The 23,963-nt window shown below is 43.9% G+C and carries 25 protein-coding genes and 1 riboswitch; of the genes, 9 read left to right on the top strand and 16 right to left on the bottom strand.

Going from position 1 to position 23,963, the window contains the following annotated elements:
• Positions 1-39: 39 nt before the first annotated feature.
• From A7D23_RS13150 to A7D23_RS13110, 9 genes are all read right to left on the bottom strand, one after another.
• A complete protein-coding gene (locus tag A7D23_RS13150) occupies positions 40-726 on the bottom strand; it encodes a GntR family transcriptional regulator (protein ID WP_015042331.1) in 687 nt (228 codons plus the stop codon).
• Between the two features lie 6 nt (positions 727-732).
• On the bottom strand, positions 733-1,632 hold the full coding sequence (ispE, locus tag A7D23_RS13145; protein ID WP_025204964.1) for a 4-(cytidine 5'-diphospho)-2-C-methyl-D-erythritol kinase: 900 nt from the start codon (positions 1,630-1,632) through the stop codon (positions 733-735).
• Positions 1,633-1,720: 88 nt separating this feature from the next.
• On the bottom strand, positions 1,721-4,351 hold the full coding sequence (cphA, locus tag A7D23_RS13140) for a cyanophycin synthetase (RefSeq protein WP_025204963.1): 2,631 nt from the start codon (positions 4,349-4,351) through the stop codon (positions 1,721-1,723).
• Complete coding sequence (locus A7D23_RS13135) at positions 4,348-5,223, bottom strand: cyanophycinase (protein WP_025204962.1); 876 nt, start codon at positions 5,221-5,223, stop codon at positions 4,348-4,350. The genes cphA and A7D23_RS13135 overlap by 4 nt, the downstream gene beginning before the upstream one ends.
• Before the next feature lie 69 nt (positions 5,224-5,292).
• Positions 5,293-6,120, bottom strand: coding sequence for a sporulation peptidase YabG (gene yabG, locus A7D23_RS13130; RefSeq protein ID WP_019224834.1), 828 nt, complete (start codon positions 6,118-6,120; stop codon positions 5,293-5,295).
• A 115-nt stretch (positions 6,121-6,235) separates the two neighbouring features.
• Positions 6,236-7,090, bottom strand: coding sequence for a 16S rRNA (adenine(1518)-N(6)/adenine(1519)-N(6))-dimethyltransferase RsmA (gene rsmA, locus A7D23_RS13125; RefSeq protein ID WP_025204961.1), 855 nt, complete (start codon positions 7,088-7,090; stop codon positions 6,236-6,238).
• Positions 7,091-7,714, bottom strand: a complete 624-nt coding sequence (locus A7D23_RS13120; RefSeq protein WP_025204960.1) for a DUF4093 domain-containing protein — start codon at positions 7,712-7,714, stop codon at positions 7,091-7,093.
• A 1-nt stretch (position 7,715) separates the two neighbouring features.
• Positions 7,716-8,387, bottom strand: coding sequence for an ATP-binding protein (locus tag A7D23_RS13115; protein WP_025204959.1), 672 nt, complete (start codon positions 8,385-8,387; stop codon positions 7,716-7,718).
• A gap of 139 nt (positions 8,388-8,526) precedes the next feature.
• Entirely contained in the window at positions 8,527-9,648 is a 1,122-nt protein-coding gene (locus tag A7D23_RS13110) for a PRK06851 family protein (protein ID WP_025204958.1), read from the bottom strand.
• A gap of 307 nt (positions 9,649-9,955) precedes the next feature.
• On the opposite strand from A7D23_RS13110, the gene A7D23_RS13105 reads away from it, so the two are divergent.
• The 3 genes from A7D23_RS13105 to A7D23_RS13095 all read left to right on the top strand — a co-directional run bounded on the left by A7D23_RS13105 (position 9,956) and on the right by A7D23_RS13095 (position 12,864).
• Entirely contained in the window at positions 9,956-10,306 is a 351-nt protein-coding gene (locus tag A7D23_RS13105) for a type II toxin-antitoxin system Phd/YefM family antitoxin (RefSeq protein WP_019224840.1), read from the top strand.
• 217 nt (positions 10,307-10,523) lie between these two features.
• A complete protein-coding gene (gene iorA / locus A7D23_RS13100; protein WP_025204957.1) occupies positions 10,524-12,287 on the top strand; it encodes an indolepyruvate ferredoxin oxidoreductase subunit alpha in 1,764 nt (587 codons plus the stop codon).
• Complete coding sequence (locus A7D23_RS13095) at positions 12,280-12,864, top strand: indolepyruvate oxidoreductase subunit beta (protein ID WP_025204956.1); 585 nt, start codon at positions 12,280-12,282, stop codon at positions 12,862-12,864. Before iorA ends, A7D23_RS13095 begins: the two co-directional genes overlap by 8 nt.
• A 153-nt stretch (positions 12,865-13,017) precedes the next feature.
• On the opposite strand, the gene A7D23_RS13090 is transcribed toward A7D23_RS13095, so the two are convergent.
• On the bottom strand, positions 13,018-13,833 hold the full coding sequence (locus tag A7D23_RS13090; protein WP_025204955.1) for a transposase: 816 nt from the start codon (positions 13,831-13,833) through the stop codon (positions 13,018-13,020).
• Between the two features lie 632 nt (positions 13,834-14,465).
• Between A7D23_RS13090 and A7D23_RS15730 the strand changes: the two genes are divergently transcribed.
• The 3 genes from A7D23_RS15730 (at position 14,466) to A7D23_RS16595 (ending at position 16,177) form a co-directional block, all read left to right on the top strand.
• Entirely contained in the window at positions 14,466-15,059 is a 594-nt protein-coding gene (locus A7D23_RS15730; RefSeq protein ID WP_176714426.1) for a matrixin family metalloprotease, read from the top strand.
• 20 nt (positions 15,060-15,079) lie between these two features.
• Positions 15,080-15,844 carry a hypothetical protein gene (locus A7D23_RS13080; protein ID WP_025204954.1) on the top strand — a complete coding sequence of 255 codons (765 nt, stop codon included), beginning with the start codon at positions 15,080-15,082 and terminating at the stop codon, positions 15,842-15,844.
• Positions 15,845-16,048: 204 nt separating this feature from the next.
• A complete protein-coding gene (locus tag A7D23_RS16595; protein ID WP_282432022.1) occupies positions 16,049-16,177 on the top strand; it encodes a hypothetical protein in 129 nt (42 codons plus the stop codon).
• Positions 16,178-16,241: 64 nt separating this feature from the next.
• Here A7D23_RS16595 and A7D23_RS13075 read toward each other — a convergent pair whose 3' ends face one another.
• On the bottom strand, positions 16,242-16,475 hold the full coding sequence (locus tag A7D23_RS13075) for a DUF2922 domain-containing protein (protein WP_025204953.1): 234 nt from the start codon (positions 16,473-16,475) through the stop codon (positions 16,242-16,244).
• Positions 16,476-16,512: 37 nt separating this feature from the next.
• The gene (locus tag A7D23_RS13070) at positions 16,513-16,743 is read right to left on the bottom strand and encodes a DUF1659 domain-containing protein (RefSeq protein ID WP_025204952.1); all 231 of its coding nucleotides are present in this window, start codon (positions 16,741-16,743) and stop codon (positions 16,513-16,515) included.
• Positions 16,744-16,868: 125 nt separating this feature from the next.
• On the opposite strand from A7D23_RS13070, the gene A7D23_RS13065 reads away from it, so the two are divergent.
• Positions 16,869-17,693: a DUF3102 domain-containing protein gene (locus tag A7D23_RS13065; protein WP_051408081.1), complete on the top strand. Its 825-nt coding sequence runs from the start codon at positions 16,869-16,871 to the stop codon at positions 17,691-17,693.
• Positions 17,694-17,994: 301 nt separating this feature from the next.
• On the opposite strand, the gene thiE is transcribed toward A7D23_RS13065, so the two are convergent.
• The 4 genes from thiE to thiD are packed head-to-tail and all read right to left on the bottom strand — an operon-like array spanning position 17,995 to position 21,478.
• On the bottom strand, positions 17,995-18,663 hold the full coding sequence (gene thiE, locus A7D23_RS13060) for a thiamine phosphate synthase (protein WP_025204950.1): 669 nt from the start codon (positions 18,661-18,663) through the stop codon (positions 17,995-17,997).
• Entirely contained in the window at positions 18,656-19,471 is an 816-nt protein-coding gene (gene thiM, locus A7D23_RS13055) for a hydroxyethylthiazole kinase (RefSeq protein WP_025204949.1), read from the bottom strand. Before thiM ends, thiE begins: the two co-directional genes overlap by 8 nt.
• Positions 19,447-20,679 carry a putative hydroxymethylpyrimidine transporter CytX gene (gene cytX / locus A7D23_RS13050; protein WP_025204948.1) on the bottom strand — a complete coding sequence of 411 codons (1,233 nt, stop codon included), beginning with the start codon at positions 20,677-20,679 and terminating at the stop codon, positions 19,447-19,449. Before cytX ends, thiM begins: the two co-directional genes overlap by 25 nt.
• Positions 20,672-21,478 carry a bifunctional hydroxymethylpyrimidine kinase/phosphomethylpyrimidine kinase gene (thiD, locus tag A7D23_RS13045; RefSeq protein WP_025204947.1) on the bottom strand — a complete coding sequence of 269 codons (807 nt, stop codon included), beginning with the start codon at positions 21,476-21,478 and terminating at the stop codon, positions 20,672-20,674. Before thiD ends, cytX begins: the two co-directional genes overlap by 8 nt.
• A gap of 118 nt (positions 21,479-21,596) precedes the next feature.
• Positions 21,597-21,712, bottom strand: a riboswitch (TPP riboswitch).
• Between the two features lie 193 nt (positions 21,713-21,905).
• Between thiD and A7D23_RS13040 the strand changes: the two genes are divergently transcribed.
• Positions 21,906-23,138 carry a putative DNA modification/repair radical SAM protein gene (locus A7D23_RS13040; RefSeq protein ID WP_051408078.1) on the top strand — a complete coding sequence of 411 codons (1,233 nt, stop codon included), beginning with the start codon at positions 21,906-21,908 and terminating at the stop codon, positions 23,136-23,138.
• A 79-nt stretch (positions 23,139-23,217) separates the two neighbouring features.
• Positions 23,218-23,961, top strand: coding sequence for a TIGR03915 family putative DNA repair protein (locus tag A7D23_RS13035; protein ID WP_242836999.1), 744 nt, complete (start codon positions 23,218-23,220; stop codon positions 23,959-23,961).
• Positions 23,962-23,963 lie beyond the last annotated feature (2 nt).

Here is a 23,963-nt window from a genome sequence, read left to right as displayed (position 1 = left end):
CTCTTTTATTTTATCTCATAAAACACTATGCAGGAACTGTTATTCGCTTTTACGGCTCGATGACATGCCCCTTAAAGCTTCAAACATGACATTCCCGGCATTTTCAATATGCGCCGCTGCAAGCTTTTGCGCTTCTTCCACATCATGCCTTGCCACAGCATCAATGATCGCCCGGTGTTCCTGAATCGTATTTTTAACCCTTCCCGGAACTGCCAAAGATGTTGTCCGGAACCGCTGTGTCTGCTCTTTCAGGTTTGCAAGAATTTGAATCAGCCTTTCATTCCGGCTTGCCTTATACAAAAGAGCGTGGAAGTCTATATCGGACTGGACAATAACATCCAGAGAATCAGGCATTTTTTCATAATATAAAATCCGCTCCATCTCGTCAATTTCTTCTTCTGTAATCTTCTCGGCGGCGAGTCCTGCTGCCAGTCCTTCCAGGGCTGCGCGGATTTCAAATACGTCTTTAACATCCTTATGAGAGACTCCTGCCACATAAGCGCCCCTTCGCGGAACCATGACCACAAAGCCCTCCAGTTCAAGTTTACGGATCGCTTCTCTTACAGGTGTACGGCTTACGCCCATTTCTTCCGCCAGCTGGATTTCCATCAAGCGTTCTCCCGGCTCCAGGACTCCACTGACGATAGCCTCCCGTAGAGCCTCAAGCACAATTTCCCTCAGAGGTTTATAACTGTCAAGTTTTACCGGTACTAAACGTCTTTCCACCAAAAATCACTCCTTTTCTCCAGATTTAATATTTCGAGAACCGATCGTTTTTACTAACCAGGTTTGATGATAACCCTTCTCAGCCAGAACCTTGCGCATCTTTTCTCCCTGACCATGATCCTTTACGACTCCGAACAGTGTAGACCCGCTTCCGGACATCAGAGCTCCAAGGCAGCCTCCTTCCAGCAGCCACCGTTTTAAGACAGAAATCTCAGGGACAAGATCAAAAACAACATTCTCCAGATCATTGGAAAGCATTCTGCCAATCATATCAATCCTGGCAGCACTTAGAACACTCACCCATTTTTTTTGATTGAGCTTCGAAAATTCAGCGCGTTTATCAAACAATCGATATGCATCTGCAGTGCTTACTCCCTGTTCCGGTTTAACCAGGATGATATCCATCTCGGGCGCCCGGGGAAGTTCTTTGAGTTCAGAACCGGTCCCTTCCCCCCATGCTGTTCCTCCAAGCAGACAAAATGCCGTATCCGAACCACACTGTTTAGCCAGTCCCACTAAATGTTCATAAGAGAAAGGATTTGACAGTAGCCTGTTCAGTCCTATAAGAACAGCTGCGGCATCACTGCTTCCCCCGGCAAGCCCCGCCTGCAACGGAATATGCTTTTCGATATTAATCTCAGCTCCGGGAGTTACACCTGATGTCCTGGCCTTATATTCATCCAGAAAAAGCCCGGCAGCCTGATAAGCGAGATTTTTTTCGCCGCTTAATTCGCCGCAAAGGCAAGATATCCCGTCACCTTGAAGTGTGATTTCAACCCGGTCAAATAGAGACACAGATTGGAAGACCGTTTCAAGACTATGATATCCGTCAGTCCTGATATCATTGACAGCCAGCGCGAGGTTTATCTTGGCCGGTGCCAAAACAACCACAGAATTTTCTTTCATATTTACCAAGTTCTTTTACCTTTGATACGATAGAATTATTTTCCTAATATTATAGCGTATTACACCCTCATCCTGCCAGAAAAATATTCTAATCCGCCAAATTTCTTATTTCCGGCAGGATTAAATTGAGGTGGTCATTAATGATTTTTCTTAACGGCTCTGCTTTTTCATAAAAGATCACAACAATATCTCCTTCTCTGGCTTTTGCCAGAGCTTCGCGCAGTGCTTCCTCTTCCTTAAGAATGATCTTCATTGAACTTGCCTTTTTCCCTTCACTTAAAGCCTCTTCATAGATCATATGCGCAATTTCTCCTGATTTTCTGCCTCGCAGATCTGCATCTTCCTTAATATACAGCAGATCAAATCCTGCGGCAGCTTCCCTGGCAAATTGTTTTACTGTGGCGTCGCTTCTGTCACCGGGCAAGCCGATACACCCCACAATCCTCTTGTGCCCAATCATCTGAAGTGTTTGGACAACCTCTTTAATACCGGCAGGGTTATGACCGTAATCCAGAACTACCTTAAAGCCATCCATTTCATAATATTCGAGCCTTCCCTGATTATCTTCAGGATTTTGCCCGAAGCCGCTTACCGCCCTCCTGATTTGCTGAGCATTATATCCCAACGCATAGCAAGCTGCAACAGCTGCCAGGACATTTTGAACATTATGCCTCGCTTTTCCTCCCCAGGTAATCGGGATTTTGTTCAGGTTACAAACAGTTGAGCCGCAGGTCCCCTGATAAATCCATATCTTCTTCTGATCTGCGACCACGGCAACCCCTCCAAACGCCAGGTGTTTACAGATTCTTCTGTTCTGGATTTCGGTACTAAAATAAATAACATGTCCACTGGTTTTTTGGTCCAGGTTCACAACCTGAGGATCATCCGCATTCAGAATGGCAAAACCATGCTTTTGTACTCTTTCAGCAACCAGACTCTTCACCTTGCTCAAATCCTCAATATTGTCAATACCGTATTGACCGAGATGATCCTCAGAAATATTTGTGATAATCGCAACATCCGCATAATCATAACCGAGACCTGCCCGTAAAATCCCCCCTCTGGCTGTTTCCAGGACTGCAACTTGGACATCGGGGTGTCTCAGAACAGTCCGGGCGCTGGCAGGTCCGCTGTGATCACCCTTGCTGAGCAGCCTGTCATTAATATAGATTCCTTCCGTGGATGTCATCCCTACCGTTAACTGCTGTTTCCGGAGCATCTTACTTAAAAGACGGACGACAGTTGTCTTGCCATTGGTTCCTGTCACCGAGACAATAGGGATTCTGCCGTTTCCATGCGGAAGGAGCATATTGACAATATCCCTGCCGATATTCCTGCTTTGGCCGGCACTGGGCAGCAAATGCATTCTTAAACCCGGAGCTGCATTGACCTCAATAATTCTGCCATCCTGCTCCCGGTAAGAATGCCTGATATCTCCCAGAATAAAGTCTATCCCGGCAATATCAAGTCCCAGTACGCTTGCTGCGTAAACAGCCAGCTCAGCATTATCCCTGTGCACCAAACCCGTCACGTCCACTGCCGTTGATCCGGTACTGAGGTTCGCACTTTGCCGGAGTACGACTTTTTCTCCAAGATGTGGAACAGATTTCAGCGAAAATCCCTGCCGGCTGAGATCCAAAATAAGAATGGGATCAACCGCAATTTTTGATAAATACTTTTCATGCCCCGTTCCCCTTAGAGGATTGTTATTTTCCTGTTCGATCAGTTCTTCAATGCTCGATTTGCCGTTTCCGGCAACCATCGGCGGTCTTCTCCTGGCCGCCGCCACCAATTTGCCCCCAACAACAAGAAGCCGGTAGTTGTTTCCTTTGATGTATTCTTCGATAATCACCTTTGTGCTGTAGACCTGCGCCAGGCGGCAGGCTTTAACAATCTCACTTTCCTTCGTTAAATTGAGAGATACACCTTTCCCTTGATTTCCCAGACATGGCTTTATAACCACACTGCTGGCAAATTGTCGGAACAGCTTCAGAATCTCCTCTTCCGAAGAAGCAATCTTTCCGCGTGGAACCGGTATGGCAGACTCACTGAGTATTAGCCGCGTAAGCTGTTTGTCTGATGCAATATCTGTTCCGATGCAGCTCGTTCCACTTGTCATCGCCGCCTGTATTCTTTTTTGCAGACGGCCATAGCCAAGCTGATAAAGATTTCCATCCCCGAGCTTATCGTAAGGAATACCTCTGTCAAGGCAAGCCTGAAGAATGGCTTGCGTGGACGGCCCGGGCATATACGCTGAACGAAGTTTTTTTAATTGAGCAACCAACGGCTCAGCATTCGGCTCTTCCCCATAGCGCAGCTGGTTGAGAAAACCGGCTGCAGCATAAAGTGCCTCAATCGCTGCTTCCTTGCATTCATATTCATAGATCACCTCATATTCTTCCATTTCTTCAACCAGAACACGCGTTTTGCCGTAACGGCTTTTTTCTCCGGCTAACGTCAGCAATTCTATACTGACATGCTCCAGTACATGTCCAGGCAATGTTCCTTCTTCCAGTCTTTCAACAAACCCTCCGGGTTTTCCACGGGAACAGGTATGGTCGGCAAGTGAAGGTAGCGCCTTTAACAATCTTTGATTGAAATCGCCAAGCTCATGGGTCATTTTCCCCTGCCATTCGGCAATACTGACGATTCCACGGATCACGGGCCTGTAACTGAAAAAGTTTGCACCTTCAATTGCTTTCACCTGATGTATCCTCATGAAGATGTAGCCTCCTGTTTCATTTCCTTTTTAGACAGCTCCGAATGATTCATACTGAATCCTTCAGCCTCACTCAGAAAGCTGGTCCGTTCAGTAATATTAAATCTCCAGCCTTCACTCAAAATGTGTACTTTGACCGGGGCAAGGGCCAGAGGCTTTCCATTATTTAAGTCATCCACATTACTGATTACTGCACATGAAGCATCGGTAATAAGTACTGTTCCGCGCCCGATCACCCGAAAGTTCCCGTCATTTCTGATATGGACAGATGTATCTTCATCAATTCCGATTCCTAAGAAGTACGGATTTAAGGAGACAGCCGTCATTAGCCGTCCAATCCTTCCTCTTTGGGCAAAATGTTGGTCAATAATGATACCCTTCAAAAGTCCTAGTCCGGGGGCCATCTGAATTAAGTCTTCACCAGGCGTATCTCCCTGTCCGCCGATGATCATTGTATCAGACATTACGGATGCTCCGGCACTGGTCCCTCCGATAATAACCCCTTGCTCATACAGATGCTGCAAGGCCATACCCATTGCAGTTCCGCCGATCATCGCTGTGATCCTGAGCTGGTCCCCCCCTGTAAAGAAAATACCGCTGGCTTGAACGATCTTTTCAATATTTTCACCTACATTGGCAGACGCTCTGTCTTGAATGGCAATCACGTCTATATTTGAGCAGCCAAACTTCATAAAAAGGTCTCTATAAATGATCCCCGCCTGCTCCCCGTCCTCTGAAGCTGCAGTAATAACACATATCCTGGATCTTTTTTCTCCTGCCTCGCGATAATAATATTTTAAAATTTTACAGTCTTTTTCCTTGTCTTCTGCTCCGCCGATAATAAGCAGATTTCCCATAATATGCTCGGTCATAGCATCCCTCCGAGCTTAATTTGTGGAAATCTGCGTAAATTATTCCTAAACTTGTATTTTATTCATGAATTAATGCTCTACTTTGGGGTAACCTCTTCTGAGCTGTCCTCTTGTTTCAATTCCGCCTACACCGTCTACGCCCGTAACTGTATGCCGAATAATATCTTTGAGAGAAACGGTACGGTCAATTGGCGTATAGGCAATGCTCTCCACCAGAAACACAGGGTCTAAGGCATGAATCATCATTCGTCTTGGCGAAGAGGCAAAGTTTGCACCGGCTTCAATGATTGCTTCGAAATTAGACTGGCATCCGCCTGCAAAGATAACCAACTGATCTTTATTCGGCTGAATTCTCCTTGCTTCCGTAACGGACTGCACAAAATGACCCGAGCTCCGGTAGCTGTCCAGACTTTTCAAATTGCTTTTCCCTTTAAGCAAAGAATCATGGCCTGTCAAAACCAGAATATCCGCCGGATAATCTCGCAAAGACCCGGCAATTGCCTTGGGCTGTTCCGCTTCCGATTTGCAAATTCCTTTGGCCTGAAGTCCCAATTGTCTATACGTTTTTAGACAATGATCCAAATATTCCTGATCTCCGTCCAAATGAAGAATTTTGCCCGGTATTTCAAAGTACTCTTCTTCAACCTTGAATTTGCGATCGTAGACAACCTTACGGAATTTTTTATAAACTTCCTGAGAATCGGCCAGCTGATAATGGACAATTTGCTTATCATCCTTGAAAATAAGGTCATCGACATCGGCGTCGGCGATTAATCGGTAATTGAGCCCACCGAGTACTGCCGTTACTTTCTTGCGCCTTTTATTCAGGGCCAGTATTTTTAGAAATAAATCCTGGTTATAAGAAAGGCGGGCCACAATATCTCCTGTCTTAAACATGTCTAACCCTCCTGCTCTTCGCAAACTCCTTTAAAAATAGCTGCATCTATATTTTCTGATTTACTCTATTTTATGACATAAAAAAATACCGGTTCCCAAACCGGTATCCTTAGAATCAATTTCTTTGCGCCTCCCAGACGGCTACAATCTTCTGATAATCAAGTATCCCGACATCTTCAGCCCTGAGCTTCGGGTCTACTCCCGCAGCCTTGAGTATCTCCGCAGTTAGCTCTTTGGGTAAAGAGAGTCCGCTGGAAAGCGTATTCAGCAGCATCTTCCTTCGCTGCGCAAAAGCCGCCCGCACAACCTTGAAAAAGACGTCTCTCTTTTCCAATGAGAATCCTGGATATGGCCGGATATCCAGTCTTAGCACCGTCGATGTGACCTTCGGCTGAGGCCAGAAGGCCGAAGGTGGAACATCGAACAGCCTTTTAACCTCGGCTGATAACTGAACGGCAATCGATAATATCCCATAATCCCTTCCCCCGGGCAGGGCACACATTCGGTCGGCAACTTCTTTCTGAACCATTACGGTCATGCCCAGCAGCGATTCCGCTTGGTTAAGGAAATGCATTAGTAGCGGATTTGTGATGTAGTACGGGAGATTGCCAATCAGCCAGCCTTTTTCCTGTCCCCAAAGATTGGCTAGTTTAAGCTTTAGGGCATCCATATGCAACAGAACAAACGGGTAGGCGTTTAATTCTCTTTGGAGTAACTCAACTTTTTCCTTATCAAGTTCTACCGCCCACAATCTGGGGAATTTGGGGGCAAGCATCCTCGTTAGAGCACCCGGCCCCGGTCCAATCTCAACCAGCGGCAGATCATTTAAGGGCATACCCTCCCGAACGATCCTTTCGATAATACTGTCATTAACTAAAAAATTTTGACCCAAAGATTTTTTGGCCCGGACCCCATGGCGTACAACTCTGCGGACATAGGACGCCGTATCTTCCCATCCTGCTTTCGTCACTTACTTCCCATTCCCTTCCATCTGCTTTACTGCGGAATAAAATTCGTCTTTAGTTATCCCAAAACGGTTGACGCGAAATAAAAATTGCTTGGCGTTGGTATCCCCAATCCCCAAAATTTTCCCGAGCCGGACCCGTTTTGCAGCCGAACAGCATTGCCCAACCAGGCCGCTTTGCCGCAAATCAGCCATTACTACCGCCTCAGCATTTATCTTCTCAGCAATTTTCACTCCGTCGTTGCTGTCCATATTCGAAATCTTTACTTCGAGTATTTTGGAAAACGCTTTCCTGATCTCCTCCGAAGAAACGTTTTCCAGGCCAATATCATAATCTTTCGGATTGCGCGCTACCTCGACGGAAAGATAAACGTGCCTGGCTTTCGGGATCCGTTTATTGATTCGCTCCCGAATCTGTTTTCCAGCAAAATCAGGATCCGTACAGACAATAACGCCACGTCTCTCTGCCATCTCCGCAATATACTCCAGCTTTTGCTCGGTCAATCCAAACCCCTCCGTCCAGATGACGTCAACTTTGCCCAGGGCGCGTCTGACCGCATGCGCATCGTTTTTCCCTTCGACCACGATCAGCGGTTCATAATCAAGATCCGTATTTGTGTTGAAATTCATTTCATTCTCCTTTAGCTTGCAGCGACAAAAGCTTATCTATTTTTTTATCAATAGCCTCTATTTTTTCCAGGCTGTTTTGATTGCTCCCAATGGCAGATTCAATCTGCAGCACTTTGCGTCTGAGCTCGTTTAAGGCATTTTGAAGCAGTGTATCCGAAGCCAGAATATCTTTCCCCAGTTCTTTCGTTGCTTCGCGAAAGCGGTTAAAAAATGTTTCGCTTTGTTTTTCGATGTAAAGGGTCAGCAGCCTTCCGGGAAGCAGGGTGTTGGTCCGGCCGTCCCCTCTGATCTTGTATGTGCCCCCGGCCGTACAGTACGGCTTTTCTTTACCGGAGGGAATCTCAATTCGGTAGATTGGTTTTCTGGCATAGTTTTCTATTATTATAGCGACTTCAACAGGCGGAACACAACTCTCAGCTTTACTTAAAATAAAGAGTCTCTCCTTGTCACCAACAGGACAGCCGATGATTCTACCTTTCTGCATGCTGTTTTTATCTTCAACTTCACCCACGCCAGCTAAAATGGTTCCTCCATTTTCTGAATTCGCAAATGCTACTAAATCTGTGGCTTGAATGCCTTTAACTGTCATCTTGAAATCCGCATCGAAACCTTCCTGTTTGACCAGCAGCTGTTTTGTTTTGCTGGAAATTGTCATATATAGATCTTTTTCCATAAAAACCTCATGATAGGATATTTTCCTATTCTATCATAACCAATCATCAAACAAAAAATCACTTCAAAGGATCGCTCAGGGAGATAGAAAACCAAGGGAGGGAGGGACACATCTTTTGTCCCCCCCTCCGCGGTATGTCTTAATGCAGTTGTTTTTCTGCTGCGCAGGCCTCACTGCCCGCAATATCCAAAATCCTGCTCAAGATCTCCTCGTATTTTTCTTCGACAGCCTTGAAATTCATATACGGGACATAATATTGCTCCAGAGCATCGTGCTCCTGTTTGGCCTGGTGAATGCAGTCCATTCCGCTGTGCATAAGATGACCAAACAAATCCAGGTCACTGTTCAGTTCCTGTGTCAGTGATGAAGAAAGCTCTGTATGGACATGCCTGTTCAGGTTAACGGACTCTTGATGATTGTTTCGGAAAGATTCGCTCGACGTCAGGGCAACCTGCAGTTCTTTGATCACAATCGTTCCGATCTTGGAAGGGATCAGCGGTAAGTGATAGATTTCTACATCAAAACCTTTTTCCATGGCCTTGGTGGCAATTTTCTCCATAAAAACGGATCTTCCTGTGCCCATCTCGCCTTCCAGATAAACGATTTCCCGGATTTCCTGAAGAATAGAATCTGTAAAATCAACAAAACCTTCCGGTGTATACGCACAGGAAAACAGATGTCTGGCCACGCCGGTCCTACCGGAGCTTTCCACCATGTACACACCCTCAAATATTTTCTTTGCCAAACGCGATGTTTCCATATTCAACGCGGAAAAATCCATAGACTGCCTGGTTATTGCCATCATATTCTCCGCGACCGCTCTGGCTGCACTTAACAAACGGTAAGCCCTGGCAAACAGACGGCTGACTTCATTCGTTGACGCGATAATATGTTTTACATTGTGCTGTATGGCATCCGTATCCCAGAATTCTCCCAGATTTATGATCTCATCCAGACCTCCAGGATACTTCGGATCCACAATATGCGGTGCAGTTCCATCAACCATCACAATCCCGGCATCCACAACCGCTATTCCGTCGAGGGAATGATGATCGGAAGAGCAGTGGTGGAATTCCACATCATAACCCATTTCTACCATTCTGTTCCCAATTTTTTTCATCAACGTTGATTTTCCGACGCCAGGTCCCCCTTTGACCACAAAAATTCGTTTCGTACCTTTTTCCAGCAGAAACGAATAGTACGAAAAAAATCCCTCTGAGGTATTTCCGCCCGGAAATACATGTTTCATGTTTCCTTTCATTTTACCGACACTCCTCAATGAATAATATGTTCACGCTTCATTTTATTGCCTGTTGCCTTAAAAGGTTCAATTGATGGTTCAGGGCAGTTCAGGAAAAAAGTTTTGACAAATCTCATTGATTTATTTCTCTTATTAATAAGGATTGTCGTTTCTTCGACTATTTTCATGCAGATATGCATGTTAATTACCACTAAAATCATTCAGCCGCTTGTTGCATTATTCCAGTTTCCAGCTTATAATCAAAATGTCTTTGGACGTTTGTCTGAGCATGACATTTGTGATCTGCTGAGGGAGGGGAGTTTCTCGCATGGATTTGCGCCGGGTATTTGACTGTATGATTTCCGTTTCGGAGTTAGGCCGTGGACAAGCTTCAAAAGTTATTCAGGCCGTTGAAGATGAAGGCAATCCCTATATCATCGTCAAAAATAACAAACCCCAGGCTGTCATCATCTCCATCCATGAATATTCGGAACTAATGCGCATCCGAGATATGGTCGCCTCTGGTCAGAATATCAGTTCTCCGCTCTATTCGCCCCATTTCCAGGATAATTATGCCTCCCTGAAAACAAATAATGTTCTTTCTGACGATGAAATCAATATTTTCCTTGAAAGTGAAGACCCCGAAGGCCTGGACCTTGAAAGCGAATCAAATGACTAAATGACGAACCACTAAATTGATTCCTATATATAAATTGAACAGTTATATAAATTATAACAGTTTGGCAATCATCCAGATATTTTCAAAAAATAGCTTGGATTTTGCTTGAACTGTTTTCTTTATTCATACTATAATGAATCTTATATCACCGAAAACAACCTATAACATTTGATGATATCTTATAAATGCAGATCTAAAATTTGAGAGGATGGGGACAATGAAAAAGCTTCTGACAGGCAACGAAGCGATTGCAAGAGGTGCCTGGGAAGCCGGAGTTGTAGTATGCACGGCTTATCCAGGAACCCCCAGTACGGAAATTACAGAAAACGCAGCAAAATATGATGAGATGTATGCGGAATGGTCCCCGAACGAAAAAGTAGCACTCGAAGTTGGTTTGGGTGCTGCGATCGCCGGCGGAAGAGCGCTTGTCTCCATGAAACATGTCGGGGTAAACGTAGCAGCAGATCCCTTGTTTACACTTTCGTATACCGGTGTTAACGGTGGACTGGTACTTGTATCTGCTGACGATCCGGGCATGCATAGTTCTCAAAATGAACAGGATAACCGTCATTTTGGACGGGCAGCAAAAATTCCGGTACTAGAGCCGGCCAACAGCCAGGAGGCCAAAGTTTTTACCAAATTGGCTTTTGACATCAGCGAGATGTTTGATACGCCGGTTATGCTTAGAACGACAACACGGGTGGCACATTCCCAGTCCCTGGTCGAACTTGCTGACCGCAAAGAGAAAGGAATTAAGGAATATCAGAAAAATCCTTCCAAATATGTGATGATTCCCGCAAATGCCCGTCACCGCCATGTGGTTGTTGAGGATAGGCTAATAAAACTAAAAGACTACGCTGAAAGTACCGATCTAAACCGCGTTGAATGGAACGATACGAAGATTGGAGTAATTACCAGCGGCGTAACCTACCAGTATGTCAAAGAAGTTTTACCGGAAGTTTCAATCTTAAAACTTGGCATGACCTTCCCGCTGCCCCAAAAAATGATTATGGACTTTGCGAACAAAGTAGATCAGTTATATATTGTCGAAGAGTTGGAACCTTTTATCGAAGAGTATGTGAGGTCCTGGGGTCTTGATGTTCATGGCAAGGATACTTTTCCGCTGATCGGGGAACTACTGCCGGAAACGATTGCCGCCAAAATCATGCAGACGCTTGGGGACTGTTCTCCCCGTGAGACGACCGAACCAGATCAACTGCAATATGAAATTCCTCCGCGTCCTCCTGTCCTATGTCCCGGCTGTCCGCACAGAGGTCTTTTCTATGTACTTAATAAGCTTAAAGTCACCGTCGCCGGTGATATTGGTTGTTATACGCTTGGCTGCCTTGCTCCGCTTAAAGCCATTGACACGACCATCTGTATGGGAGCAAGTATCGGTACTGCCATGGGCATGGAGAAAGCCAGAGGTAAGGATTTCGCCCGCAATCTGGTAGCGGTGATTGGGGATTCCACTTTCATTCATTCCGGGATAACTGCACTTGTTGACGTCGTATACAATAAAGCAACAACAACGACCATTATTCTGGATAACCGCATCACGGCAATGACCGGCCACCAGCATAATCCGACGACCGGTTTTACTGTTAAAGGAGAACCTACCAAAGAAATTGATCTCGTCCTTCTGGCCAAGGCCGTCGGCGTAGAAAGGGTCCGGGCTGTTGACCCGTTTAAGCTGGACGAACTGGAGAAAATCATCAAAGAAGAGCTGGCTGCTGAAGAGCCTTCCGTAATTATTACCCAGCGGATTTGCGCCTTAATCGATAAAAGCAAGAATAACCCTTATCGCATATCCACAGAAGCTTGTACCGGCTGTCTACGCTGTCTTAAATTAGGCTGTCCCTGTATCGCCAAGGAAGGAAAAGAAGTCAGGATCAACCTTGCTCAGTGTGTAGGTTGCGGGCTATGTGCAACTGTCTGCCCCAGCGAAGCAATCAAGAAAGAAGGTGGCGCCAATGATTGATATCACGAATATTCTTATTGTTGGTGTAGGTGGACAAGGGACAATCCTTGCGAGCCGAGTGATGGCGGGCGCCGTCCAAATGACCGGCCAGGACGTTAAGGTCTCGGAGATTCACGGGATGGCTCAGCGGGGCGGGAGTGTGGTTACCCAGGTAAGATACGGCAAAGAAGTCGCCTCCCCGATCATTCCTGAAGGTGAAGCGGATATTATACTCGCTTTTGAGAAGCTGGAGGCTCTCCGCTGGCTGCCCTATCTGAAAAAGGATGGCAGCATCTTAATTAATGACCAAAGAATCGATCCTATGCCGGTAGTCGTCGGAGCTGCGCAATATCCTTCCGATGTGTTGGATATTATTGAAAAAGAACGTAAAGAAGTTTTTATCATCAACGGGCTCGAAAAGGCTGTCGAAGCTGGCAACGCCAAAGCAGTCAACGTTGTTTTGCTGGGATTGCTGGCCAGATGCCTGAAGATCGACAAGCAGATTTGGCTTGATGTTATCCGGGAAACAGTCCCGTCTAAACTACTGGCAGTTAATCTGAAAGCTTTTGAAGCTGGTTGGAACGGTTACCTAAGTTAAGCATTTATGATGATTACAACATAACTGATTACGAAAGAGGCTGTGCTGAAACTTAAATAGTTTCACACAGCTTCTTTGCTATTTTGATATAATATTGACCATTTATGCCGCATTGCAGTAACAGCAAAGCAGAAGAATAAAAAAAGGGGCATATTACCCCTTACAGACCACCATTTTTCGCATATTATGTGCTATGCAATGTAATCCCCATTTCAGTTTGACCTTGCTCAATTCTTTTTCTATTATTCGTTTGGCTTTTTTGAGTTTTTTATCTTTCGGGATTTGGGACAGCCTTTCATCGATACGTTTTACTGCTGCTTCGATTGCTGTAGAATCGATAGGTTTGTCGGTTTCAAGTTCTTCCAGGTTTCGCTCCCCGTATTCTGCGTTCTCTTCGTCATTTTCTTGTTCGGCATATTGAATAAGTTCCTGACACTTTTGACGCAGGTTTTCTTTGTAGCGTTTGGATGATTTCCCCCATACCCAGCTGTATTTGTTGGCATTGGCTTCGATTTTTGTGCCATCCATAAAGTAGTTTTCGAGTTTGATATATCCTTCTTCTATAAGCAGTTCTACAACTTCACTGAAAACGTCGAGAATCACATCCTTCATCCCTTCCCCGCGAAAGGTATTGATAGTCTTGTAATCAGGGACATTGCCTCCGCAGATCCACATATACATAATATTTTCTCTGGCAGCTTTTTCGATCCTGCGGCTGGAATATGTTTTATCGAAATAGGCATAAACAACGAGTTTTGTCATCATTATCGGATGAAAACTGGATCTTCCTTTGCCGGGATACTGGGCATAGAGTGGTTCCAGGTTCATTTTTTTTATGGCCGTGTTGATTACTCTAACCATATGATTCGGGGGAATCAGGCTCTCTAGGTCGATGGGCAGACTCAGCTGATTTTGGTTATATTCTTTAAAAATGACTTTGTTATGTACCTTTTGCTCGGGTTTTGACAACTTTTTTCACCTGCTTTTACTATATATCTATGTTTATATTTTACCATTTTTTGCTTTCTATATGGTATGAAAAGCCGCCTAAAACTTGCGTTCTAGACGGCTTCTTCGGGCTAGTTTTCACACAGCCCCTTCTATATTTATTATTGTCTGACGAAAACCACCTTTAGGGGTTTATTTCTCTCTTTATAAGTCAATTTTACCAAAAATAGAACAAGCGTTTTTTCTATCTCTGTCCGTAGCTTGGACAATGGACCTTTATTTTTTATTTGAATTCTATAAAAATGTGTTGCGAAAAGTCATTGTGATTGTCTTTATGTAATGAGAAAGCAATATTGGAAATTTACGCTTTTATTGAAAGTAGCAAAAAAATATCCAAAGTGAGGTGATTTATTATTAGGACATTTAAGAGTGAGGCAATAGAAATATTACAATAAAGAAACCCCCAATAAACAGGACTTCCAAGGGTACTGTTTATCAAGGGCGACGTCCATAACTTTGCTTAATAAAGTTCAGGTCTGGTTTAATTTAACTAAATTAAATTGAAGAGGCAGTTCTCATGAAAAATGAACGTTGGAATTGAAAACCTATCAAGAATTATTGGTAAAAAATATCTGATGAAGGGATGTTTATTCATGAACATGAAACCAAAAAAATATCTGTGTTCTATAATTTTATCAACATTATTTACTATTCTTTTGGCGACACCCGTATTTGCAATAACACCTACATTTACTTATTCATGCTCTAGAGGAGTTAATGTATATTATTATATAGAGAATGGTTCAAGTAATCCTCTATATACTCCGATTAGAGATGCCGCATATAACTGGGAACATACAGGCTATGGATCTAATCCAATATATTTATATATTAAAAGTACAAATAGTGGAACCGCAATTGATTTCTATGCTAAGACTAGCTCCTATTGGGGTCCAGATGGAGATAATATAGGAGGACAAACTCGCCCAATGAATGCGTCTGGTTATGAAATAGACCCAAATTTAAGTAATTGGTTGTATTCAGAAATTTATTTAAATAATACTGCACTATCAACTTTGTCTTCTTCATTAAGGCAAGGAGTAACGGCACATGAAATGGGACACGCATTCGGGTTGGCACATTATAATAGTAACCCCACAGGTAGTATTATGTGCCAAACTGCCTATGGTAGGACAGTACAAACTGTACAACAAGAAGATAATGATGCAATAAATGCAAAATATTAATAATACAAGGAGGGATTTTCATGAAAAAGAAAACCGTTATAATTTTTAGTAGTATATTTTTTATACTATTATTGAGTGGAATTACTATATTATCTAAGACAAGCAACAATTCCGTATTAGCATCTGCAAACATTAAAAACACAATAGATAAAAATGTAAATAGCTTAAGTTCAACTACGGAGAATAAAGATGTAGTATTAGACTTAAGATCTGAATTAGATTATTTAATCAATACTACTGATAAAAAAGTTAGAAATGAAAATTCGGATTTTATAATTATCGGGACAGTCCAATCAGTAGATGGAAGTATAAACTATAATCCTAAAGAAGAATTATATACAGATATTCAAACTATTGGCAAAATAAAAGTTGAAAAAGTTATCAAAGGAAATGTTGAGGATAATATTATTCCATTTATAAGACTTGGCGGAGTAATTAGTTTTAGTGAATATGAAAAAGGACTAACTGAAAGTCAAAAAACAAAAGTAGAATTAACCAAGACGCTTACAAATGAAGAGAAAAAGACAAAGTATGTTTCATCCTATACAATGGGCAACATAAATATAGAACAAGGTAAAACATATTTAATGTATTTAAAATATGATCCTGATTATGATAGATACGGCATTGTATTTTTGCAGGATGGTTTGAGAGAAATTGATAAAAGCACAATGGCAAAATCAGAATCTAAAAAATTAATTAAAGACGAAATGTCAACGATAAAAGTAAAGAATAACGAAAGTGGAAAATTTGAAACTATTAATGACGTCTTAGGTGATTTGTAAACTTCAAGGAATGGCACGGGTGTATGGGGTGTATCCCGAACTCTATATAAACTCAAAATTGATGTAAAATTAGGCGAATATTTTATGGGAGCAATAGCAGGAAGAAGCTATCGCTCCTTTTGTCTTTTTGTGGGAGAGTTCGGGGCATCTTTTCACGCGATTTTTTCTCCGAACTTTTACTTCGACGATAGGAGGTTAAACAGAATGTCAGAGGGAAACAAAAAAAGATTTCCATTATGGATGTACCCTGAAACACAGAAAAGGGTTCAGGATATAGCAAAACAACACTGCACAACCACGGTGATCATCTCTGACGCTTACATTCTTACTTAAATGTACTGGAGGGAAAAGGGCTGAAGCTGTTGCCAAAACAACAGCTCCAGAGCGCTAGGCACGCTTATCCTTCGGGAGGATCATAGAGATCCTCCACGTTGTTGTCGTAGACCTTAACGTCCCGCATTAATTGTAACTCCCCACTGGAAGTGAGGAAAATATTCCGCTCGATAACCGTATCCATGACGGCTTCGCACTGAGCCTTCGTCAGGCCTTCGATCGGATCCGGCACGTTAATGCCGAAAGTTTTGCCACCTGTGGTGGCAAACGTCAGGCGAACATATCTGGTATTTGCCATATGATCACCTCCTTTCCCGCCCAAACCGGCAGAAACCTTATCCCTCTTCGAACTCAAGCCGGTAATTCTTCTGCAACAGGATATCCTGCAGTTCATGTTGACTCAAACTGTATAAGGCTGAAATGACATCATAAAGGGCTTGCTCCGTGGCGTCAGGCTTAACATAATTCAGTCCTTTTTTCCTGAGGATCGGACCGCCGGCCGGCGTCGTACCGATCTGATAGCGTCCGGCCAGAACCGAACTTAACGGGATCATGGTGACAGGCATGGCTGTGCACCTCCTTTCTCTTTGACAGGCTGACTTGTCTCGCCTGTCCTCATTAACTACTTTATGAATATTTTGTCCCGGGGGTTACAGGTTGTCCTTAAAAATATCCGGAGTCGCCGCAGTTAATCGCGTCGGAAATTAACCTGATCAAAAGACAGACCCATCGGATCGTGCTCAGCAGCGCCATCGAGATCGGGCGGCGGCTGACGGAGATCAAGGAACAGGTCAAGTATGGGGAATGGGGCCGTTGGCTGAAAGAGGAGGTCAGCTACTCCCAGGATACGGCCGAAAAAATGATGCGCCTCTACCAGGAGTACGGCGTCAAACAGCTTTCTATCTTCACCGACGGCGAACCGGACCAGGAAATACCCGAACTGAGCTTTTCACAGGCCTACATCCTCTTAGGCGTACCGGAAGAGGAAAGAGCCGCTTTCATCACGGACACGGATGTCGCGAGAACGTCTACCCGCGAGCTGCAAAAGGCGATTGACGACTGGAATCAGGCCCGGCGGAAGAAGGAACAGGCCGAACAGGAAAAAGCGGTCCTGCAGCAAGCCCTGGAGGAGGAAAAGGAAAAGTCCGCCCGGCTGGCCCAAGCGAACGCCGTATTAGATAAAAACGCCCAGGAATTGTTTACGGCCAAGAGCCGGCTAGAACGAAAAGCCGAAAACCTGCAGAACGAGGTAACCTCCATCAAAAAAACAACCGCTTATAAATCCCTGAACTCCCTGCGCAAGAACTTGAGCAGTGCGTCGACCAAGGTACGCGCCAACAATATCGCCTTTCTCTACGGGGAACTGGACCGGGTGATCAAAGAACTGTGGTTCCAGCTCGATAAGATCAAACAAAGCGACCCGGACACCTTCGTTGCCTATAAGGATAAAGTCTATGAGTTTCTGATTCAGCGGGCGCGGGATGAGATATGGGCAAAGGATATTCCGGAACTGTAAATAAAAATCCTGTTGTGAAGAATCCCGTTGTCACGACCGAACAGCGGGATTCTTCTCTAATTGAATACTACTTTTGTTGGTGGCTTTAGTACTGATTGAAACGCGACGTAAAAAGTCATCAAGCTGATGTGCATCTCAGGTCAAACTGGAATGGGGATTACATTGCATAGCACATAATATGCGAAAAATGGTGGTATGTAAGGGGTAATATGCCCCTTTTTTTATTCTTCTGCTTTGCTGTTACTGCAATGCGGCATAAATGGTCAATATTATATCAAAATAGCAAAGAAGCTGTGTGAAACTATTTAAGTTTCAGCACAGCCCCTTTCGTATAATTAGTCTGTTTTTGATATGATTTTTTTAATTCCCGTGCTGCCTGTTCAATGTCTTGCGCCGCTAGGATAGCAGAAACTACGGATATTCCGTCAATCCCGGTTTCCATCGTACGCACAGCATTTTCCTTCTTAATCCCGCCAATCGCTACGACAGGGATTGAGACGGCTTTTTTTATCTTCTCCAGCACTGCCAGCGAAACAAGTTTGGCATCGATCTTCGTTCCTGTTGCATACATTGCCCCTACTCCAAGATAGTCCGCTCCCTCTTTTTCCGCTTGAATGGCTTCTGCAACATTACTGACTGATATCCCAATGATTTTATCTTGTCCAATGTGTTTTCTGGCTACCGCAATCGGCAGATCTTCCTGTCCCAGATGCAGACCATCAGCATCGATGGCTAAGGCAATATCCAGACGATCGTTAATAATCAACGGAACATTGTAACGGGAAGTCAGGCTTTTCAATTTCTCGGCCATTTCATAAAATTCCCGGGACGGGGCGATTTTCTCCCGAAGCTGAACAAGAGAGACACCACCTTCAATTGCTTCCCGAACACAAACGATCAAATCCCGAACTCCGATATAGCTTCTATCAGTAACAAGATAAAGAGAGTAGTCCCATTTTAAGCTAGGCAAGCAATTTTATCCTCCCTTCTTTCCTTATCGTATCTTCACCCAGATTATAGACACTATCGAAAAGTCTCACCCTAAAAGTGCCTATTCCTTCCTTATCTTGCAATGTTCTTTGGGCTAGCTCTCCGGCAAGCCCCATCGTCATTACTCCCGCTGCGGCCGCTATAAAGGAATCTGCAACCACGCCGCAGTAGGTTCCGACCAGCGCTGTCGCCATACAGCCGGTACCTGTAACATGCGCCAGGATCGGATGACCATTTGCGATACTGCATACTGCTTTTCCATTTGTAATAATATCCGTTTTACCGGTAACAGCTGCTACACAGTTCATTCTAGCCGCTAAGTCTTTGGCAACTTCTACCCCGCCCGTTTCGTCCGTTACGGAATCGACTCCCTTGGTTTGAACGTTCAAGCCGTTTAAACACTTGATTTCGGACATATTTCCTCTGATTACGGCAAAATGAATTTCATTTAGCAGTGTTTGGGCAACCTTATTGCGATAGGGCGTAGCGCCTACACCTACAGGATCAAAAATAACAGGTATGTGTAATTGGTTGGCTCTCTTTCCTGCCTTGATCATGGAACCAACCGTTCTTTCACTCAAAGTGCCCATATTAATCACAAGGCTTGAAGCGATCGCCACCATATCTTCAACTTCACTGATATCGTCAGCCATCACCGGTGAGCCCCCGAGCGCGAGAATGATATTCGCGCAATCATTGACCGTAACATAATTGGTGATGTTGTGAACCAGCGGTCTTCGCTCTTTTAATTCTTTCAGAGCTTCTACACATTCTTTGATGATATCCATTTTCCGACAACCCCTTTACCTAAAATACAAAATATTGCTGTTATCACCATTACAGGCAGGGTACTTCCTAAGAAAAAACCGCTCGCCGCAAACTGCTGATAAAGTACAACGCCTATAACCCAGATCAGCATGTTTAGCCAATTGATAGCCTGATCTTCCTTGATCTCCTTTTTTCTGAAGATATAATACTCCGTTAAAAGAATTGCGAAAAGCGGAGCAAAAACGGAACCTATGGCATAAAGAAAGTTCTCATACTGTTCCATGGGCACAATGACGGCAAGTACAGTTCCGATAAATGTCATGACCAGACCAGCTATTTTATCATTTGCTTTCGGCCAGATATTCAGATAACTGACTCCCGCTGAATAAGCATCAAGAAAGGTCGTCGTCACCGTAGATAAAACCACAATTCCCATTGCTGCAATTCCAAGATTGGCAGATAGGAGAATTGCCGAAATATCAGAATTCCCGGCAACAATAGCCGCTCCCAGTCCGATGACATACATCCAGCTGCTCCCGACAAAATAGCCGCCGGCACTCCCCCAAAAAGCTCCCTTGCGGCTCTTTGAATAACGGGTATAATCTGAAATCAGTGGTAACCAGGATAGCGGCATAATTACGCTAAGTTCTACTGCTGCACCAAAGGAAAGCTCTCCATCTGGAATCTGGACAGCTAAACCAGGATTTTTGAAGACAATCGTGCTTAAGACAATTGTCAGAATGAATAGCAGTCCTACGGCCAGAGCATTCACTTTGTTAAGCTTTTTTATCCCGACCCCAATCCAGAGACAAATTAGTAAACCGATAAAAATGCTCCATAATAGCTGGTTATTAAAGCCCCAGAGAATCTTGCTGATTTCATTGACTGAACGAGCGCCCACAATAATCATCACAGCCGTCCAGCCAAGAAGCTGCAAAATATTTAGAACTGAAAAACCATAAGACCCGTATTTTCCAAAAGAAATTCGGGTAGATTCTATGGCCGAAATTCTTTTTTCTGCACCGATTATTCCGGTGAGACCTAGAATAACAACGCCAAGCAAATGCCCCAGCAGAATAGCCTGAACACCTTTGCTGAAACCAAGGGGAGCAATTAATGCCCCGGTATAGATTTCAGCAATAGAAACTGCTGCCCCAAACCAGAGGATAAAATGGCTGAAAGAAGGAACCCCTTGTGTTTTATTATCAGGTATTTTAGAATCACTCATCCATCATTCCCGCTTTCTTATAAATTTCGTAAAAATGGTGCGTTGGGCCTACCCCTTTACCTATTTCCAACGAATGCTCTATCGCCATCGTAATATATTTTTTACTTGCTTCTACGGCCCTGGTCATTTCCATGTCCTTGGCCAGGTTTGCAGCAATAGAAGCCGAAAGGGTACAACCGGTGCCATGGGTATTTTTCGTATTCAGCCTTGGCGCTTTAAATTCAGAAAATACTTTTCCATCAAACAGAATATCCGTCGCCGTTCCCTCCAAGTGTCCACCTTTTAGCAAGACACAGGCGGGTCCCAAGGATAAAATTATTTTTGCTGCTTCCTTCACATCCCGAAGATTTAGGATCGGCCTTCCTGTAATTGTCTCAGCCTCAGGAATATTCGGAGTAACGATGGTCGCAAGCGGCAGTAGGTTTGTAATCAAAGCCTTTCTGGCATCTTCCTTCAGTAAAGGATATCCGCTTTTCGAAATCATCACCGGATCAAGTACAATCCTTTTGACGTTATGCTCAATTAATCTATCCCGAATCGTTTCTATAGTCTCGCTTACCGATACCATCCCGATTTTCAATGCATCTACTTCAATGTCTTCAAAAATTGCATCGATTTGTTTCCCGATAATCTCCGGCTTAATATCCTGCACAGCAATAACCCCTTGGGTATTCTGTGCTGTCACAGCAGTTATCACACTCATTCCATAAACCCCATGTGCAGCAAAAGTCTTCAAATCAGCCTGAATTCCTGCTCCACCACAAGTGTCACTGCCTGCAATTGTTAATACTTTTTTCATAGGATACCTTCTTTCTCGATTTCTGAGCAGAAAAACGAAAAACACAAATCGGAAAAAGATTTGTGTTTTGTCTGCTTAAAAACATTGCAGTACGTACTATACGTACGTCTAACATCTCATGTATTCCAAAACTTCTTCCCTCCGCCAGCATTACCTGGATCAGGTTATAGGAGTCAAAGACATCATTGGGTCTTTATCTCAGCCGGCCTCGATCCGGCACCCCTGAAATTAAGTTATTTAATTTTGAGCTGGTAAGATTAGAATAATTGAACCTAGTATAGTATTTTCTGAAATAGATTTCAAGTCGATCTTTTTTTTTATTTTTTGTTCTTATTTTTGTCTTATCTATCTCCGAACCCGTATTATGCAGAATTATCGAACATATGTTTGCATTTCTGTTCTGTTTCTGCTAAAATTTATTGGGGTGATGAGCATGAGTACCCTGGAAAGACTTGCAGTCCTCGCCGATGGAGCCAAGTATGATGTTTCCTGTGCTTCAAGCGGGGTAAATAAACAAAATAAAGGCGGTATCGGCAATTCCAAATCATTTGGCATCTGCCATACCTGGTCTGCCGACGGCCGCTGTGTTTCACTCTTAAAACTTCTTCTGACCAACTACTGTATTTATAACTGTCATTATTGCATTAACCGTAATCAAAATGATATCCCGCGAGCCAGTTTCACGCCAAGGGAAGTTGCCGACCTGACGATTCAATTCTACAGGCGAAATTATATTGAAGGTCTTTTTTTGAGCTCGGGGATTGAGCGCAGTCCAAATCATACCATGGAAAGGATTTATCAGGTTCTTGACATTCTGAGGCATGAATATCACTTTTACGGATATATACACGTCAAAGTGATTCCCGGCGCCGATCCGGCGCTGGTCAACAAGACCGGATTACTCGCCGACAGGATGAGCATTAATATTGAACAGCCTACAGAGCAGAGCCTCAAACTCCTGGCGCCGCAAAAGACACTGCCCGTCCTATTTGCGCCGATGAATCAAATTAATAATCAAATGACGCAAAACGCTTCCGAAAGAAAGATCTTCCGACACGTCCAAAAATTTGTTCCGGCAGGACAGTCGACCCAGATGATTGTCGGGGCAAGCAAAGACAGTGACCTTTCCATTATTAAAGCCACAGAAACCCTTTACAACCGTTTTCAGTTGAAAAGAGTCTATTACTCGGCCTATGTTCCCGTTAATGAGGGCCCAAATCTTCCTGCTCTTTCCACTTCTCCGCCTTTGCTTAGAGAACACCGGCTCTATCAGGCGGACTGGCTGCTGAGATTTTACAGCTTTAAAGCGGATGAAATCGTCAATGAACAAAGTCCGTTTTTGGATACCGATTTTGATCCCAAAATTTCCTGGGCGCTTCGAAACATGCAGTTATTTCCTCTAGAAATCAACCAAGCCTCTTATGAAGAGCTGCTTCGAATTCCTGGCGTAGGCGTGACTTCCGCCCAGAGAATCATCCTGCAGCGCAGGCTGGGTAATATTTCTTATAATCATCTTAAAAAAATGGGTGTGGTTCTTAAGCGCGCTAAATATTTTATTACGTGTCAGGGCTGTTATTACGGAGGCATCCCTGCAGAAAGTGCCTTGGTGCGCCAGGCCCTGGCACCTGTAGCCAAACCCGTTCAGCTATGTTTGTTCTGATTTATCCTGTAAACATAGATGATCATTTTAGGGTTGACAAGGTTCTAGGAATCTTCCGAAGAATGAGGGACTGTTGAAAATGGATTATTTATATGACGGAAGCTTTGACGGTCTGCTGACTTCAATATATTACAGCTATTATGAACAAAGAGCCCAGGGAATCTATCCTGAGGCTTCGTATCAGTTCAATATGTTCACGCCATCTACCGTTATCCAAAGTGATCCTGTGCTTGCTGCCAGGGTTTATGATGCGATAGACAGAAAAATTTCTGTCTACTCCTTAATGCAGATCTATTATGTATACCTCTCGAACAATACCGCTAAAGAAAACCTTATCTTAAAATACCTTCAGCTGGGCTTTCAGTTAGGTCCGAAAATTGACAGCATTCATTCTCATCCCGAGGTATTGCCGATCCGGCAAACAGCCAAGAAAGTATCTTTTGAAGCAGAGCGCTTTTTGGGGCTACTTCGCTTTACGGATACCCGCAGTTATCTTTATTCGGCCCTGGAGCCGGATCATAATATATTAATTCTTCTGGCCGACCATTTTGCCGACAGGCTAGCAGGCGAACGTTTCATTATTCATGACAAAAAAAGAAGCCTTGCGATCATCTGCAATAAAAAAGACTGGTACCTTTCCGATTTTTCCGAGGAAGCAGCCATTCCTGATTCAGAGACAGAACAATTATACCAGGAGCTCTGGGCTAAATATTTTACCCGTATCAGCATTGAAAACCGCAAAAATAAAAAGCTCCAATCCCATTTTATCCCCCAGCGCTATCGTCATAACCTGGTGGAATTTCGAAAATCGGAGCTGCTTTAATC

Source organism: Dehalobacter sp. TeCB1 (genome assembly GCF_001707455.1).
GTDB classification, from domain to species: domain Bacteria; phylum Bacillota; class Desulfitobacteriia; order Desulfitobacteriales; family Syntrophobotulaceae; genus Dehalobacter; species Dehalobacter restrictus.
This window is presented reverse-complemented; position numbering and strand designations above follow the sequence as displayed.

Excerpts from the sequence above, each read along its gene's own strand:
- ispE (WP_025204964.1), bottom strand. The coding sequence starts at position 1,632 with ATGAAAGAAAATTCTGTGGTTGTTTTGGCACCGGCCAAGATAAACCTC.
- cphA (WP_025204963.1), bottom strand. The coding sequence starts at position 4,351 with ATGAGGATACATCAGGTGAAAGCAATTGAAGGTGCAAACTTTTTCAGT.
- A7D23_RS13135 (WP_025204962.1), bottom strand. The coding sequence starts at position 5,223 with ATGACCGAGCATATTATGGGAAATCTGCTTATTATCGGCGGAGCAGAA.
- yabG (WP_019224834.1), bottom strand. The coding sequence starts at position 6,120 with ATGTTTAAGACAGGAGATATTGTGGCCCGCCTTTCTTATAACCAGGAT.
- A7D23_RS13120 (WP_025204960.1), bottom strand. The coding sequence starts at position 7,714 with ATGAATTTCAACACAAATACGGATCTTGATTATGAACCGCTGATCGTG.
- A7D23_RS13115 (WP_025204959.1), bottom strand. The coding sequence starts at position 8,387 with ATGGAAAAAGATCTATATATGACAATTTCCAGCAAAACAAAACAGCTG.
- A7D23_RS13110 (WP_025204958.1), bottom strand. The coding sequence starts at position 9,648 with ATGAAAGGAAACATGAAACATGTATTTCCGGGCGGAAATACCTCAGAG.
- A7D23_RS13105 (WP_019224840.1), top strand. The coding sequence starts at position 9,956 with ATGGATTTGCGCCGGGTATTTGACTGTATGATTTCCGTTTCGGAGTTA.
- iorA (WP_025204957.1), top strand. The coding sequence starts at position 10,524 with ATGAAAAAGCTTCTGACAGGCAACGAAGCGATTGCAAGAGGTGCCTGG.
- A7D23_RS13095 (WP_025204956.1), top strand. The coding sequence starts at position 12,280 with ATGATTGATATCACGAATATTCTTATTGTTGGTGTAGGTGGACAAGGG.
- A7D23_RS15730 (WP_176714426.1), top strand. The coding sequence starts at position 14,466 with ATGAACATGAAACCAAAAAAATATCTGTGTTCTATAATTTTATCAACA.
- A7D23_RS13080 (WP_025204954.1), top strand. The coding sequence starts at position 15,080 with ATGAAAAAGAAAACCGTTATAATTTTTAGTAGTATATTTTTTATACTA.
- A7D23_RS16595 (WP_282432022.1), top strand. The coding sequence starts at position 16,049 with ATGTCAGAGGGAAACAAAAAAAGATTTCCATTATGGATGTACCCTGAA.
- A7D23_RS13075 (WP_025204953.1), bottom strand. The coding sequence starts at position 16,475 with ATGGCAAATACCAGATATGTTCGCCTGACGTTTGCCACCACAGGTGGC.
- A7D23_RS13070 (WP_025204952.1), bottom strand. The coding sequence starts at position 16,743 with ATGCCTGTCACCATGATCCCGTTAAGTTCGGTTCTGGCCGGACGCTAT.
- thiM (WP_025204949.1), bottom strand. The coding sequence starts at position 19,471 with ATGGATATCATCAAAGAATGTGTAGAAGCTCTGAAAGAATTAAAAGAG.
- cytX (WP_025204948.1), bottom strand. The coding sequence starts at position 20,679 with ATGAGTGATTCTAAAATACCTGATAATAAAACACAAGGGGTTCCTTCT.
- thiD (WP_025204947.1), bottom strand. The coding sequence starts at position 21,478 with ATGAAAAAAGTATTAACAATTGCAGGCAGTGACACTTGTGGTGGAGCA.
- A7D23_RS13040 (WP_051408078.1), top strand. The coding sequence starts at position 21,906 with ATGAGCATGAGTACCCTGGAAAGACTTGCAGTCCTCGCCGATGGAGCC.
- A7D23_RS13035 (WP_242836999.1), top strand. The coding sequence starts at position 23,218 with ATGGATTATTTATATGACGGAAGCTTTGACGGTCTGCTGACTTCAATA.